This window comes from Parvibaculum lavamentivorans DS-1 (assembly GCF_000017565.1).
GTDB classification, from domain to species: domain Bacteria; phylum Pseudomonadota; class Alphaproteobacteria; order Parvibaculales; family Parvibaculaceae; genus Parvibaculum; species Parvibaculum lavamentivorans.
The window spans coordinates 236359-249379 of record NC_009719.1 but is presented as its reverse complement, the minus strand read 5'-3'; the positions used below and the strand labels follow the sequence as shown (position 1 = coordinate 249379).

The following is a 13021-nucleotide window of genomic DNA, read 5'->3' as shown; positions in this document are numbered from 1 at the left end:
ACCCGGGCTGCAGCATCGTTAATACGGTGTTAAACCCGAGAGAAAAGCGGATTTGGGTGCACGGACCGGCAACGAACAGGGAGAGATTTACTTGGCCTATTATGGTGCAGGAGCCGGGCCGCGAAGACGGCGCGTTTTCCGATTTGGAAACCATCCGCTGCAATTTCGCTAATGTGGCTCACATAGCGTCTTGAAAGCTGCCTGATCGCCGATGCGCAATCCAGGATAGGCACGCGTCGCAATACCGAGGCGCACAAGCTCCGCAATTGCCCGGGCCACAACCTCCTCCGTCGTATCGACCCTTGATGCAAGCTCGCGATGGCGCGGCAGCCGGGCGATGAACAGGCAATCTTCGCCTCCCGCGTCCCTTTGCGGTTCGGCCAGCGCCAGGAGTTCGGCATATACACGCTGGGCACCCGTTCCTTCGGCAGCACTGCGGCCGGGGTAATTGTCAGCCCTGGCGCCCGTATCGGCCGCGCGGAGCAGACGGGCGTATTGGCACAGCAGCGCCCGGGAAACGGATTCCTCGCGGGAAAGGAGCTCCACAAAACGCGCTTCGGGCATCTGAGCTATGAGACCGTCTTCCCGCGCGATGACCGTCAGGTCGACCTCACCGACGCCAAAAACGGCCATCTCGCCGAACTGGCCGCCCGCATCGACATCAATATAGGCAATGCGGCCGGCAGGCCCGAGGCTTCGGGCAAGACGAACACCGCCGCGAACGACAAAAGAGACGCCTTCCAGCTTGTCGCCTTGAGCGAGGTTCAGCACGATTTCGTTTTGCGAGACTTTTCGCCATTCGCACTCAACGGCCAACAACGCAAGTTCCCGCGGCGGCAGCGCTGCAAGAACAGTAATGCCGGCGAGCGTCTGGGCATCGTCGGCTGCCCGGGTTCGATCGCTCATCGCGCCGCCCGTCATTGTTATCTCCTCGAATAAACTGAAGCCAGATTAGGTCTGGGTTTTTAATCCCTCGTTAAAGCGGACGATGTGAACGGCTCTTTACGGTCAATAGATCCTTTACCCCTTGCCGTTAGCCTCTAGATCAACTGGCGTCCATCGGCGCGCCTAATTCCAAAGAGAGTGAACGACATGCGCGTATCCCGCATTGGCAAGAACATCTCCCGTGTCTTTTACACTGCGGCCATTGGCGCCGCGTGTGCCGGGCTGGCGGTGAGTGCCTCCCAAGCGGCCGACTTCCAGGTAGAGATGAACAAGTCGAAGGCGCTTCACCTCGGCCAGCCCGCTTCGACCGTGATGGTCGGCAACCCTTCTATTGCAGATGTAACGGTGGAAGGGTCAAAGCTTCTTTATGTCATGGGCCGTAGCTATGGTCGTACGAACATCATCGCGCTCGACAGTAGCGGCGAAACGATCCTCGATATCAATGTGAACGTCGTCTCGCAAAGCGCATCTACAGTCACGCTGACACGCGGCGGCGGCCAATATACCTATAATTGCACGCCTCGCTGCGAGCGCGTCCCAACAATTGGCGACAGTCCCGAGGCTTTTGACGAACTCATGAAACAAACCTCCGGCGCGGTCGGAGCCGGCGTCAGCTCGAGCCCGAGCTCCAATGGGGGCAGCATCTCTGACAATACGCCACGCTGAACTGCTACAGCCTGAAATGCAAAGGGCCGCCACTTGGCGGCCCTTTCTTTATCTCCACCATCCCGTTTACCTGCTGATGCGCAGGTTGGACAAGGACTGCGCGATCGAAGCGAACACGGATGTCAGCTCGCTCGCCGTCGTGACGCTGTAATACATGCCCGGCTCGGTCGCGCAGTTTCGGATGAGCGTTGCATTTCCCTCGATCACTCGGACCGAATAGACTTTGATGCCGGCCGCCTTGATGTTGTTGCAGATCAGCGTCGTGCGCGCATTGATCGTATTGGAATTGTTGCTCCATCTGTTTCTTGTATTGTCGCCATCGGTCAGAAACACGATCACCTTGTCCAGATTGGCAGCCGGTGCTGCCGCAGAAGACAAGGGCCCGCCCTGCGTCAGCATGTTCCAACCCCAGGCAAGACCAATTGTCGTGTTCGTGTTGCCGGCGGAGGCCATAGCATCAATATGCGAGTTGAGCGCGGACCAGTTGGTTGAAAGCGGCATGATCGTCTGCAGATTGCAGTTACTATTGTCGCTGTCGCTATTGCTCGCCGGATAACGTGTCGCGTTTGAGCCCCCGGGGTTCGGTGGCGGAAAAGTGTTCTGCGCATCATAGTTCTGGTCGCGGTCCATGACGCAACCTTCCCATCCGGCATGCGAATTGGAGTTGTTATTATTGTTACACAGTCCGAGCAGTATCTGGATGATGTTACAGTTGCCGTTGCCGTTTCCGCCGCCACCGCTTGGTGTGAATTCGTCCCAGTGAAGCCAGCTGACATTCTCGTTCGTCGTACCGATGTTGACATCGACATTGAAAGGTACAATCGCAACCTTGACATCGCCCGGGTTAGTCGCCGCGGCAGAGACTGTCGTGATCAGATTTTTGGCCGCTGTCTTCAGTACGGTCATTCGACCTCCGGAAGCCATCGATCCGGTATTGTCGAGTACGAGGGCGACTTCAAGCTTCTTTCCCATGCGGGTAACCTGGGATGTCGCACTGACGTTGAGCGTATTGATGCCGACAACGCCCATGAGGGTTGTGGGAAGCTGGGCATGCACCGACAACGAGACTACATTTCCGGACTGCGAAACGGACAATGTGCCTGGAACGCCGAGTTTCGACGCTGGATAGTTCGCGTTGAAGAAGCTTTGCGCCATCGCCTGCATCTGTGACGTCGTCATCCCCGTCGCGCCTCCAACCGCGAGCGCGGAGGCATCGAGCGCAGCCTTGAGCCGGCTTTCGACGATATAAGCGCGTGAGATATCGACGGTGGCGCCGGCTGCCGCAACCACCGGAATAATTGCTATGGCGAAGATGGCCGCGAAATTGCCACGACGGTCTTGCCACAAAGCTCCGAGAAGTTTTTGAATACGCCGCATCGCAGAATCCGACCTGTTTAAGCCGCCGGTATCCGCCGCTCCACGAGGGCGGATAAGACAGGAAAACCCACACAGCTTTTTATGGCTCTCGGCGTTAAGAAGGTATGAAGCAGACGCGCAATATTGAAAGCGCTTACCTTTTAGTAACTGGCGGGGCCGTATCAAGAAGGCTGTCGTGTCGGAAGACGATCTTCAGCGCGCGAGGGCAAGGCTATGAATGCCAAAAAGGGACGGCAAGGACGGCGGTTCGGCTTCATTCGCGCAAAGGAAGGCAGCGTCGCCGTCGAATTCAGCATGCTCGCGATTCCCTTCTTCGCGCTTCTCTATGCGTTGATCGAAACCTGCATTGTTTATTTTGCGACCTCGAACCTCGACAGCGTCGTCGCGGATGCCGGACGCCTGGTGCGCACGGGACAGGTTCAGGCGGGCGGAATGTCGGAAGCCCAGTTCAAGGGCTACATTTGCGACCGGATGACGCTGGTCAGCAATTGCGCATCCGATCTTCGCGTTGACGTGCGGAATTTCACCAGTTTCAACGGTGTCAGCTTTCCGCCTCTGATCGACGCAAACGGCAATGTCGTCGAAAACACTGTTTTCCAGCCGGGCAACGCGGGCGACATCGTCCTTGTCCGTGTCTACTACACCTGGGGCGTCATGAGCCCCGGACTTATCGGGCTTTCCAACGTGCAAGGTAACGGCCGCCTTATCGCCGCCAGCGTTGCGTTTCGCAACGAGCCCTTCAGCACCGCCGTTCCGACGACGTAGTGATGATGGTCATGCAGCAGAAGGTTTCACCAAAGCAAATGCTCACCGCCCGCGGGCTCAAGCGCTTCCTGCGCAATTGCGCGGGCATCGCGGCAGTCGAGTTCGCCCTCATCTTTCCCGTCATGATCGCGTTCTATTTCGGATCGATCGAAACCACCAATATGCTCACAGCCAACAGGCGTGTGACGTCGGTTGCCTATACGGCTGCGGACATTACCGCCCAGGCAACCTCGATCAGCAATTCGGATCTTGCCGACATCTTCGCCGCCAGCTCCGCCATTCTCGCTCCTTTCAGCACCACTCCGCTCAAGGTGCGGATCACGAGCGTCGTGGCCTATTCGAGCAACATAGCCAAGGTGGCATGGAGCGACGGCCTCAACATTGCGCCGCGATCGACGGGTTCAACCGTCTCTTTGCCCTCCGGTCTCACGACAGCCGGGTCGAGCGTCATCATGGCCGAGGTCACTTATTCCTATGTTTCTCCCATCAGCGAAGCGATTACCGAGACGATCACTTTCACTGACACGGCTTATCTGAAGCCACGCCGCGCCATTTCCGTAGCGCGGACAAACTGACTTCCCGGCTTCGCTCGCGTTAACCATGATTCAGAATTGGCTGTAGCAAATCTGCCGCAACTGGCGGTATTGCCGCTCCGTCTCAGCAGGGCTCTCCCGGAAAATCCCGCACCCGCGTCAGGCGCACTCACTAGAATGCACGGGTCCGGATTTCCTAAATATTTGATTTTACATAACATTCGGGCTGGCGGAGGGAGAGGGATTCGAACCCTCGATACGGTTTCCCGTATACACGCTTTCCAAGCGTGCGCCTTCAGCCACTCGGCCACCCCTCCGGACTCGCCCGTTGAGGGGCGATAGCGCGCGGCACTATACGCGACAAAAGTCCTGAATCAACCGGGATAACCGTCTTTATGCCTTTGATCCTACGAACTTCTTCATATGAGTGTGCTTGTTTGGGACACTCGATACGGGTACGGTTTCCTCCGTTCGTTTCTATAACACTGCGTAGGGCTGGGGGGCTCGAGTGCCATGGTCGTTTTCAGACTGATTGGACTTCTTTTCATTATTGCAGCCCTGATGGCGCTGGGTTCGGATGCGTTACTTTCGCTGGAAGCTGGCGAGGTGACCATGCGGTCGTTCAGCGAATTCTGGGCATTGGTGCATGAAGGAAGTCGCGACGCTTTCGTCTCCTGGATCGGGTCCGGCGCTCCGGAAGGTCTCAAGGGACCGATGGGTGAAGTCATGGCGTTTCCCGCCTGGGGCGTCCTCGGCATCATCGGTATCGTGCTGGCGGGGCTCCTTGCCCTGCTGCGCCGCGGCGACTGAACACCTGACATCGGCAAAGGAAAAGGCCGCCCGTTTCACCGGGCGGCCTTTTCTTGTTCAGGGCAGAAGCCGAGCTGCTAGTTGGCGTCCATTTTTAGTGCCGAGATGAAAGCATCCTGGGGGATTTCGACGCGGCCGAACTGGCGCATCTTCTTCTTTCCCTCTTTCTGCTTGTCCAGCAGCTTGCGCTTGCGGCTCACGTCGCCGCCATAGCACTTCGCCGTCACGTCCTTGCGCATGGCCGAGATCGTTTCACGCGCCACGATGCGGCCGCCGATTGCCGCCTGGATTGGAATCTTGAAGAGGTGCTTCGGGATCAGTTCCTTGAGCTTCTCACACATCACCCGGCCGCGCTGTTCGGCGCGGCTGCGGTGTACGACGGTCGAAAGCGCATCGACCAGCTCCTCATTGACGAGGATGGTCATCTTGACAAGATCGCCCGTCTCGTAGCCCTCGATGTGGTAGTCGAAGCTCGCATAGCCACGGCTGACGGACTTCAACCGGTCGTAAAAATCGAGCACGACTTCGTTGAGCGGCAGGCGGTAGACCAGCATCGCGCGCGAGCCTGCATAGGTGAGGTCGACCTGATGGCCGCGCCGGTCTTCACAAAGCTTCAGCACTGCGCCCAGATATTCGTCCGGCACGAGGATTGTCGCGCGGATCCACGGCTCTTCGATGTGGTCGATCTTCATCGTGTCCGGCATGTCCGCCGGGTTATGCATCTCGATTATCGAGCCGTCGTTCATATGCAACTGATAGATGACCGAGGGCGCGGTAGTGATGAGATCGATGTTGAATTCGCGTTCCAGCCGCTCACGCACAATTTCGAGATGCAGCAGCCCCAGAAAGCCGCAGCGGAAGCCGAAGCCAAGTGCCGCAGAGGTTTCCATCTCGAATTCGAAACTCGCATCGTTGAGCCGCAAGCGGCCCATGGCATCGCGCAGATCTTCGAACTCCGCAGCGTCCACAGGGAACAAGCCGCAGAAGACCACCGGCTGCGCCGGCTTGAAGCCGGGCAGCGCCTGCGCGCAGGGGCGTTTTTCTTCCGTCACCGTGTCGCCGACCCGCGTATCCGCGACTTCCTTGATCGATGCCGTGAAGAAGCCGATCTCGCCCGGTGTCAGGCTGGCGACGGTCTCCTTCTTCGGCCGGAAAATGCCGACATTGTCGATCGTATATGTGCCGCCGGTGCCCATCATCTTGATGCGCTGGCCCTTCTTCAGCTCGCCGTCGATGATGCGGACGAGTACGACAACGCCCAGATAGGCGTCATACCAGCTGTCGACCAGCATCGCCTTCAACGGCGCGGAAAGGTCACCCTTCGGCGGCGGCAAGCGATTGACGATCGCCTCCAGCACGTCCGGAATGCCGATGCCGCTCTTGGCTGAAATCTCCACCGCCTCCGATGCGTCGAGGCCGATCACATCCTCGATCTGCTGGCGTGTCTTCGCGGGCTCTGCGGCCGGCAGGTCGATCTTGTTGAGCACAGGCACGATTTCGTGGTTCACGTCGAGCGCGTGATAGACGTTGGCCAGGGTCTGTGCCTCGACGCCCTGGCTGGCATCCACGACCAGCAGCGAGCCCTCGCAGGCCGCCAGAGAGCGGTTCACCTCATAGGCGAAGTCGACATGGCCGGGCGTGTCGATGAGGTTGAGCTCATACATCTCGCCATTCGCGGCCTTGTAGTCGAGGCGGACCGTCTGCGCCTTGATGGTGATGCCGCGCTCACGCTCGATATCCATCGAGTCGAGCACCTGCTCCTTCATTTCCCGCACGGACAGGCCGCCACAGAGCTGAATCAACCGGTCGGCAAGCGTCGACTTGCCGTGGTCGATATGGGCGATGATCGAGAAATTGCGGATATGAGAGAGATCGGTCATGGGGCCTACTGATGCTCGGAAGCGCCCATATAGCATTGGCTGGGTTGCAAGCCAATTGCGGCCTTTCGGGCGCTTCTAGCCCTGCCACTCGGCCCGGCGCTTCTCCATCCAGGCTTTTACCCCCTCCTTGTAGTCCGGGTGCTTGATCATCTCCTCCAACAGGCGCTCGGCGGCCGTGACAGCGCCTGCCGCATCCCTGTGGAGGTCGGTATAAATCTGCTTTTTGGTCTCCCGGAGGGAACCCGGCGAGACGCCGTCCGCCAGCTTCCGCGCATAATCCATGACATGCGGCATGAGGCCTTCCGGCGGCAGCAGCTTGTTGAGGAAGCCCATTTCCATAGCCTCCTCGGCGGTGAAGACGCGGCTGGAGAGCAGGATGTCATTGGCATGGGTCAGGCCGACGATCCGGGGCAGCACCCAGGAGAGGCCGAATTCCGCCGGGAAGTTGAAACGCCCATGCGCGGCGGTGAATTTCACGCCGGCCGCGCAGAAGCGCAGATCGGCAAAGGTCGCAAGCACGAGACCGACGCCCGCCGCCGCCCCGTTGATGGCGGCGATGACGGGTTTCGTCAGCCCGAAATGATAGGCAAAAGTCGCGTCGAATTCGGGCGCGACGCCGAAGCCCGGCTTTGCAATGTCCGCCGTGGTGCCGCTGTCGTAGCGGCCCTTCTCGGAATGGCCTTCGAGCGCGGCCATATCCGCACCCGCGCAAAAGGCCTGCCCCTCCGGATCTCCCGTCACGACGATGACGCGGACCGCAGGGTCCTTGTCGGCTTCCGCCAGCACCCAGCGATATTCGGTGTGCATCCGGCCCGTCCAGGCATTGCGCCGTTTGGGGCGCGACAGCGTAACCGTCGCGATGCCGTCAGTGAGCTCGTAGCGGATGGTCTTGAGTTCCATGCGACTCCCTCCCGAAGCGCCGCAACCTGTTAGCCGCGCAACGCGCCTCCGGTCGCTTTCTCCACCGCCACGACGATGCGTTTCGACACGGCGTCGATTTCCTCGTCCGTCAGCGTCTTCTCGACCGGCTGCAGCGTCACTTCGATGGCGAGCGACTTCTGTCCCTCGCCAAGCGAGCCGCCTTCGAAGACGTCGAAGAGCGAGACGTCCGTGATGAGTTTCTTGTCCGCACCTTTCGCCGCACGCAGAAGCTGGTCCGCCGTCACGCCCTCCGAGACGACGAAGGCAAAATCGCGCCGCACCGGCTGAAGATCGGAAAGCTCCAGTGGCGGTTTTGCCCGCGTCGGTTTCCGTTTCGGTTCGGGGATCGCATCCGGGAAAATCTCGAAACCGACAATCGGGCCTGCCACGTCCATATCGTCCAGCACGCGTGGATGCAGCTCGCCGAAATAGCCGATGACGTTCTTCGGCCCGAGACGGAAGACGCCCGAACGGCCCGGGTGATACCAGGCGGGTGCGTCGGCGCCGATCTGGAAGTTCGCGACCGGCGCGCCGAGCGCCGCGAGCAGCGCGACGGCATCCGCCTTCGCGTCCATCGCCTCGGCGGGCCCGCTCTTGCCCTGCCAGTGGCGGCCCGCGCCTTGCGGCCGCGCCGTACCGCGCCTTATGCCGCTTGCCGCCAGCACTTGGCCCGAAGGCTCGTCACTCTCGAATTGCTGCCCGACCTCGAACATCCCCACGTCCGGGAAACCGCGCGCCATGTTGCGGCCCGCTGCGGCAATGAGACCCGCGAGAAGGCTCGGCCGCATATGGCTCATATCGGCGGAAATCGGATTGGCGAGTTTCAGCAACGGCGCCGCATTGCCGCCGCCGAAGAGAACCGCATCGCGTTCCGGAATGAACGACCAGGTCACCGCCTCGACCAGCCCACGCGCGGCGAGTGCCCGGCGCGCCATGCGTTCGCGGCGCTGGCGCGATGAGAGCACCGGCTTTGCCACCGCATGAAGCCGTGGCAGGGCGACCGATTTCACTTCGTTGAGGCCGTGCACGCGCACGACTTCTTCCACGAGATCGGCCTGCCCGTCGATATCCGGGCGCCATGACGGGACCGACACCGAAAGCTTCCGGCTTCCCTCTTCGAGAACCTTGAAGCCGAGCGCGGAGAGAATGCGCATCGTTTCCGATTGCGGCAGCGAAAGGCCCGTCAGTTTCTCGATACGCGCGGGATCGAAGTCGATTGTCTTCGACGTATCCGGCTCCTCGCCCGCCACAACGATGTTCGACGGCTCGCCGCCGCAGAATTCGAGGATCATCTTCGTCGCGAGTTCGAGGCCCGGACGCACGAATTGCGGGTCGACGCCGCGCTCGAAGCGGTAGCGCGCATCGGAGATGATGCCTGTGTCGCGGCCTGTCCGCGCCGTGCGATAGGGATCGAAATACGCGCTCTCGATGAAAACGTCCACCGTCTCCGCCGTCGAGCCGCTTTCCTCGCCACCCATCACGCCCGCAAGGCCGAGCACGCGCGCGTCGTCTGCGATGACGCAATAGTCCGGCTTCACGTCGTAGGTCTTGCCGTCGAGCGCAACAAGCTTCTCGCCTTCGCGGCCGAGCCGCGCACGGATATCGCCGGTCAGTTTCGATGCGTCGTAAACATGCAAGGGACGGCCGCGATCGAGCGAAATGAAGTTCGTTATGTCGACCAGCGCATTGATCGGGCGCAGGCCGACAGCCTTCAACCAGTTCTGCAGCCAGTCCGGCGATGGCCCGTTCTTGACGCCGCGAATCAGGCGTCCGGCGAAAACCGGGCAGGCGTTTTCAGCACCCGACGGGAATTCCAGCTTGATGCCGATGGGGCTTTCGAACTTGCCCTGCACCGGCGGGAAATTGCCCTCACGCAAACGTCCGAGGCCCGCCGCCGCGAGATCGCGTGCGACACCGTAGACGCCTAGGCAATCCGGGCGGTTCGGCGTGATCGCGATTTCGATGACGGGATCATTGCGGCCCAAAACTTCAGCCGCCGGCGTGCCGACCTTCCAGTCGCCTTTCAGGTCGATGATGCCCTCATGCTCGTCGGAGAGTTCAAGCTCGCGCTCCGAACACATCATGCCGTTCGATTCGACGCCGCGGATTTTCGTCGGCTTCAGCACCATGCCGTTGGCTGGGATAGTCGCGCCGGGCGGTGCAAACACACCGGTCAGTCCCGCGCGCGCGTTCGGCGCGCCGCAGACCACCTGCAACTGCTTCACTTCGCCTTCGACCAGTGCTTCGACCTTCAGCACCTGCAGCTTGTCGGCGTCGGGATGCGGCTTTGCTTCCAGCACCTTGGCGACGGTGAAGACGCCGAGTTTCTTCGCCGGGTCTTCGACGCCTTCGACCTCGAGGCCGAGCATGGTCAGGCGTTCGACGATCTCGTCGAGCGTTGCTTCCGTTTCGAGCGGCTGTTTCAGCCAGGACAGTGTGAACTTCACGACGAGAGCCCTCCCGCCAGTGTCGGCACATCCAGCGCCGAGAAGCCGTAATGGCGCAGCCAGCGCAGATCGGCCTCGAAGAAGGCGCGCAGGTCCGGGATGCCGTATTTCAACATCGCGATGCGGTCGATCCCCATGCCGAAGGCGAAGCCCTGATATTTTTCCGGGTCGATGCCGGCGGCGCGCAGCACGTTCGGGTGAACCATGCCGCAGCCGAGAATTTCCAGCCAGTCGTCGCCCTCGCCGATGCGGATTTCATTGCCGAGGCGCGCGCAGCGCACATCGACTTCCATCGACGGTTCGGTGAAGGGGAAGAAGGAGGGACGCATGCGCAGTTCGACGCCGTCCACCTCGAAGAAGGCGCGCAGGAATTCCTCCAGCGTCCATTTCAGATGGCCCATATGCGTCGTCTCGTCGACGACAAGGCCCTCGATCTGGTGGAACTGCGGCGTGTGCGTCTGGTCGCTGTCATTTCGATAGGTGCGGCCGGGGCAGATGAATCGGAAGGGCGGCTTGCCCGCTTCCATGGTGCGCACCTGCACCGGGCTCGTATGCGTGCGCAGCAGCATGCGTGAGCCATCCGCCTTCGGCTCGAAATAGAAGGTGTCGTGCATTTCCCGCGCCGGATGGCCTTCGGGGAAATTCAGAGCACCGAAATTATAGTGATCCGTCTCGATGTCCGGGCCCTGCTCCACCGCAAAGCCCATATCGGCGAAAATCGCGACGACCTCGTCCCACACCTGGCTGAGCGGATGAATGCGGCCGGCCTCCAGCGCATTCTCGCGCACGGGCAGCGTCACGTCGATCTTCTCGCCCGCGAGCCGCGCTTCCAGCGCCTGCTCGTGCAGCGCCTGTTTGCGCTGGCCAAGCGCCTCCGTCAGCCGGTCTTTCAGACCGTTGAGCTTCGGGCCCATCTCCTTGCGCTCGTCCGGCGACATGGAGCCGAGGCCCTTCATCAAATCGGAGACGCGGCCCTTCTTGCCGAGCGCGGCCACGCGCACGGCTTCCAGCGTATCGCTGTCCACCGCATCGGCGATGGCTCTCGCGAATTCCGCTTCGAGCTTTTCGAGATCGTCGGTCATGGTTTCACCGGCTCAGGATCGTTTCGCGCAATCGGGTTCACTCAAACCGCCGGGCCCTGCATCTGTGCAGGCATCCCGGACCATGAGGGAAACGGCGTGCGAACGAATGTCGACCGGCGATCCGCCTCACCCCCGAGATGCGCCCGCGCAAAATCGCGCGGGCTCTCGACGGGTGACTGGCTCTGACGTCAGGCTTCAGTCTGTTCCGGCACTCTTACTTGAGTGCGGCCTGCGCCTGCTCGACCAGAGCCTTGAAGGCCTCGGGCTCATGGATGGCGATGTCGGAGAGAACCTTGCGGTCCACCTCGATGCCAGCCTTGGCGAGGCCGTCGATAAATCGCGAATAGGTCAGGCCGTGCTCGCGGACACCGGCGTTGATGCGCTGGATCCAGAGGGCGCGGAAATTGCGCTTTCTGGTGCGGCGGTCGCGATAGGCATATTGGCCGGCCTTCTCGACGGCCTGGTTGGCCGTGCGGAAGGCGTTCTTGCGACGGCCGTAATAGCCCTTCGCCTTTTTGATGATCTTGCGGTGGCGGGCGTGTGCTGTAACGCCCCTTTTGACGCGCGACATGTTTTCAAATCCTCTTCAGGTGTTCCGGTTCACGCGTAAGGCATGAAGTTTTTGATCACGCGCGCGGCATCGGCATCAGCCATAATCGTGGTGCCGCGCTTGTTCCGGATCTGCTTGTTGGTCCGCTTGATCATCCCGTGACGCTTGCCGGTCTGACCGCGCTTGACCTTGCCTGAAGCGGTAAGTTTGAAGCGCTTCTTGGTCCCGCTCTTGGTCTTCAGTTTGGGCATTTTGCTCTCCGTGTTCTAAAGGAACCCGCGCTGAAGACCTTGAATTCATTGAAGAATTCGAGATATGGGCGGGTCCGGGTCTTGGCATACGGGCGGCCACGGCATGCCCTACAAGCCGGGCGGCCCCGAAGGCGCGGATTTATAAGGGAAAAAGCCGCGAGGTCAAGCACGAGGCGGCAGTTTCCAGCCATCCGCATGATTGACGCGCATGAGGCATGCGCATAACATATGCGCATGCCAAAGAAAGCCGTCAATCTCAGCATCGATGCCGACCTCCTCGCCAAGGCGCGGGCGCTGGATATCAATCTTTCCGCGACCTTCGAAGAAGTGCTGCGAACCCGCGCCCGCGAGGAAGAGCGCAAACGCTGGGTAGAGGAAAACCGGGACGCCATCGAAGCTTTCAACCGCCGGATCGAGCGAGACGGTGTATGGAGCGACGGCCTTCGCCGTTTCTAGGAAACGGGTGAATGGCGCAATTCGATGTCTATCGGAACAGGAATGCCGCCAGCCGCGAGGCCATTCCATACTTCCTGCTTTTGCAACACGAGGTGATCGAGACGCGGGCCCTGCGCGTCGTTGTCCCTCTCGTTCCGCTATCGCGGGCTGAACTGCCTATCAGCCGCCTGAACCCGATTTTCGAAATCGAGGGAAGAAAGCTCATTCTCTCGACGCTGGAAATCGCGGGCATATCGACATCGTTCCTCGGCGGCGACATTGTGGCGTCGCTCTCTCACCGCAGGGACGAAATCATCGCCGCTATCGATTTTCTCGTGACGGGTATCTAGAGGAATTTT

The 13021-nt window shown here is 60.6% G+C and carries 14 protein-coding genes and 1 tRNA gene; 6 read left to right on the top strand and 9 right to left on the bottom strand.

The window, feature by feature from the left end:
* Nucleotides 1–168: 168 nt before the first annotated feature.
* Nucleotides 169–921, bottom strand: a complete 753-nt coding sequence (locus tag PLAV_RS01185) for a Crp/Fnr family transcriptional regulator (RefSeq protein WP_011995143.1) — start codon at nucleotides 919–921, stop codon at nucleotides 169–171.
* Nucleotides 922–1092: 171 nt separating this feature from the next.
* Between PLAV_RS01185 and PLAV_RS01180 the strand changes: the two genes are divergently transcribed.
* Nucleotides 1093–1611, top strand: coding sequence for a pilus assembly protein N-terminal domain-containing protein (locus tag PLAV_RS01180; RefSeq protein WP_011995142.1), 519 nt, complete (start codon nucleotides 1093–1095; stop codon nucleotides 1609–1611).
* A 66-nt stretch (nucleotides 1612–1677) separates the two neighbouring features.
* On the opposite strand, the gene PLAV_RS01175 is transcribed toward PLAV_RS01180, so the two are convergent.
* Nucleotides 1678–2988, bottom strand: coding sequence for a TadE/TadG family type IV pilus assembly protein (locus PLAV_RS01175; RefSeq protein ID WP_011995141.1), 1311 nt, complete (start codon nucleotides 2986–2988; stop codon nucleotides 1678–1680).
* A 213-nt stretch (nucleotides 2989–3201) separates the two neighbouring features.
* Here PLAV_RS01175 and PLAV_RS01170 point away from each other — a divergent pair, with 213 nt between their 5' ends.
* Both PLAV_RS01170 and PLAV_RS01165 read left to right on the top strand, forming a co-directional pair.
* Nucleotides 3202–3753, top strand: coding sequence for a TadE/TadG family type IV pilus assembly protein (locus tag PLAV_RS01170; protein ID WP_011995140.1), 552 nt, complete (start codon nucleotides 3202–3204; stop codon nucleotides 3751–3753).
* 38 nt (nucleotides 3754–3791) lie between these two features.
* On the top strand, nucleotides 3792–4328 hold the full coding sequence (locus tag PLAV_RS01165; RefSeq protein ID WP_206769802.1) for a TadE/TadG family type IV pilus assembly protein: 537 nt from the start codon (nucleotides 3792–3794) through the stop codon (nucleotides 4326–4328).
* A gap of 185 nt (nucleotides 4329–4513) precedes the next feature.
* Here the strand turns inward: PLAV_RS01165 and PLAV_RS01160 are convergent.
* Nucleotides 4514–4603: transfer RNA gene (locus tag PLAV_RS01160), tRNA-Ser, on the bottom strand.
* Nucleotides 4604–4799: 196 nt separating this feature from the next.
* Here PLAV_RS01160 and PLAV_RS01155 point away from each other — a divergent pair.
* Nucleotides 4800–5096: a hypothetical protein gene (locus tag PLAV_RS01155; protein ID WP_011995138.1), complete on the top strand. Its 297-nt coding sequence runs from the start codon at nucleotides 4800–4802 to the stop codon at nucleotides 5094–5096.
* A gap of 77 nt (nucleotides 5097–5173) precedes the next feature.
* Here the strand turns inward: PLAV_RS01155 and lepA are convergent, their stop codons facing one another.
* From lepA to rpmI, 6 genes are all read right to left on the bottom strand, one after another.
* Nucleotides 5174–6976, bottom strand: coding sequence for a translation elongation factor 4 (gene lepA, locus PLAV_RS01150; protein WP_041535786.1), 1803 nt, complete (start codon nucleotides 6974–6976; stop codon nucleotides 5174–5176).
* Nucleotides 6977–7051: 75 nt separating this feature from the next.
* Nucleotides 7052–7876: an enoyl-CoA hydratase-related protein gene (locus PLAV_RS01145; RefSeq protein WP_011995136.1), complete on the bottom strand. Its 825-nt coding sequence runs from the start codon at nucleotides 7874–7876 to the stop codon at nucleotides 7052–7054.
* 29 nt (nucleotides 7877–7905) lie between these two features.
* Nucleotides 7906–10344: a phenylalanine--tRNA ligase subunit beta gene (gene pheT, locus PLAV_RS01140; RefSeq protein ID WP_011995135.1), complete on the bottom strand. Its 2439-nt coding sequence runs from the start codon at nucleotides 10342–10344 to the stop codon at nucleotides 7906–7908.
* Nucleotides 10341–11426, bottom strand: a complete 1086-nt coding sequence (gene pheS / locus PLAV_RS01135) for a phenylalanine--tRNA ligase subunit alpha (protein WP_011995134.1) — start codon at nucleotides 11424–11426, stop codon at nucleotides 10341–10343. Before pheS ends, pheT begins: the two co-directional genes overlap by 4 nt.
* Before the next feature lie 214 nt (nucleotides 11427–11640).
* Nucleotides 11641–11997, bottom strand: a complete 357-nt coding sequence (gene rplT / locus PLAV_RS01130; RefSeq protein ID WP_011995133.1) for a 50S ribosomal protein L20 — start codon at nucleotides 11995–11997, stop codon at nucleotides 11641–11643.
* A gap of 29 nt (nucleotides 11998–12026) precedes the next feature.
* On the bottom strand, nucleotides 12027–12227 hold the full coding sequence (gene rpmI / locus PLAV_RS01125) for a 50S ribosomal protein L35 (protein WP_011995132.1): 201 nt from the start codon (nucleotides 12225–12227) through the stop codon (nucleotides 12027–12029).
* A gap of 234 nt (nucleotides 12228–12461) precedes the next feature.
* On the opposite strand from rpmI, the gene PLAV_RS01120 reads away from it, so the two are divergent.
* The gene (locus PLAV_RS01120) at nucleotides 12462–12683 is read left to right on the top strand and encodes a type II toxin-antitoxin system CcdA family antitoxin (protein WP_202943992.1); all 222 of its coding nucleotides are present in this window, start codon (nucleotides 12462–12464) and stop codon (nucleotides 12681–12683) included.
* Nucleotides 12684–12694: 11 nt separating this feature from the next.
* Nucleotides 12695–13012 carry a CcdB family protein gene (locus PLAV_RS01115; RefSeq protein WP_041535785.1) on the top strand — a complete coding sequence of 106 codons (318 nt, stop codon included), beginning with the start codon at nucleotides 12695–12697 and terminating at the stop codon, nucleotides 13010–13012.
* Nucleotides 13013–13021 lie beyond the last annotated feature (9 nt).

Bases quoted from the DNA above. Each gene is read 5' to 3' on its own strand.
- PLAV_RS01120 (WP_202943992.1), top strand. From the start codon at position 12,462: ATGCCAAAGAAAGCCGTCAATCTCAGCATCGATGCCGACCTCCTCGCC.
- rplT (WP_011995133.1), bottom strand. From the start codon at position 11,997: ATGTCGCGCGTCAAAAGGGGCGTTACAGCACACGCCCGCCACCGCAAG.
- PLAV_RS01185 (WP_011995143.1), bottom strand. From the start codon at position 921: ATGACGGGCGGCGCGATGAGCGATCGAACCCGGGCAGCCGACGATGCC.
- lepA (WP_041535786.1), bottom strand. From the start codon at position 6,976: ATGACCGATCTCTCTCATATCCGCAATTTCTCGATCATCGCCCATATC.
- PLAV_RS01170 (WP_011995140.1), top strand. From the start codon at position 3,202: ATGAATGCCAAAAAGGGACGGCAAGGACGGCGGTTCGGCTTCATTCGC.
- PLAV_RS01180 (WP_011995142.1), top strand. From the start codon at position 1,093: ATGCGCGTATCCCGCATTGGCAAGAACATCTCCCGTGTCTTTTACACT.
- PLAV_RS01155 (WP_011995138.1), top strand. From the start codon at position 4,800: ATGGTCGTTTTCAGACTGATTGGACTTCTTTTCATTATTGCAGCCCTG.
- PLAV_RS01145 (WP_011995136.1), bottom strand. From the start codon at position 7,876: ATGGAACTCAAGACCATCCGCTACGAGCTCACTGACGGCATCGCGACG.
- rpmI (WP_011995132.1), bottom strand. From the start codon at position 12,227: ATGCCCAAACTGAAGACCAAGAGCGGGACCAAGAAGCGCTTCAAACTT.
- pheS (WP_011995134.1), bottom strand. From the start codon at position 11,426: ATGACCGACGATCTCGAAAAGCTCGAAGCGGAATTCGCGAGAGCCATC.
- PLAV_RS01115 (WP_041535785.1), top strand. From the start codon at position 12,695: ATGGCGCAATTCGATGTCTATCGGAACAGGAATGCCGCCAGCCGCGAG.
- PLAV_RS01165 (WP_206769802.1), top strand. From the start codon at position 3,792: ATGCTCACCGCCCGCGGGCTCAAGCGCTTCCTGCGCAATTGCGCGGGC.
- PLAV_RS01175 (WP_011995141.1), bottom strand. From the start codon at position 2,988: ATGCGGCGTATTCAAAAACTTCTCGGAGCTTTGTGGCAAGACCGTCGT.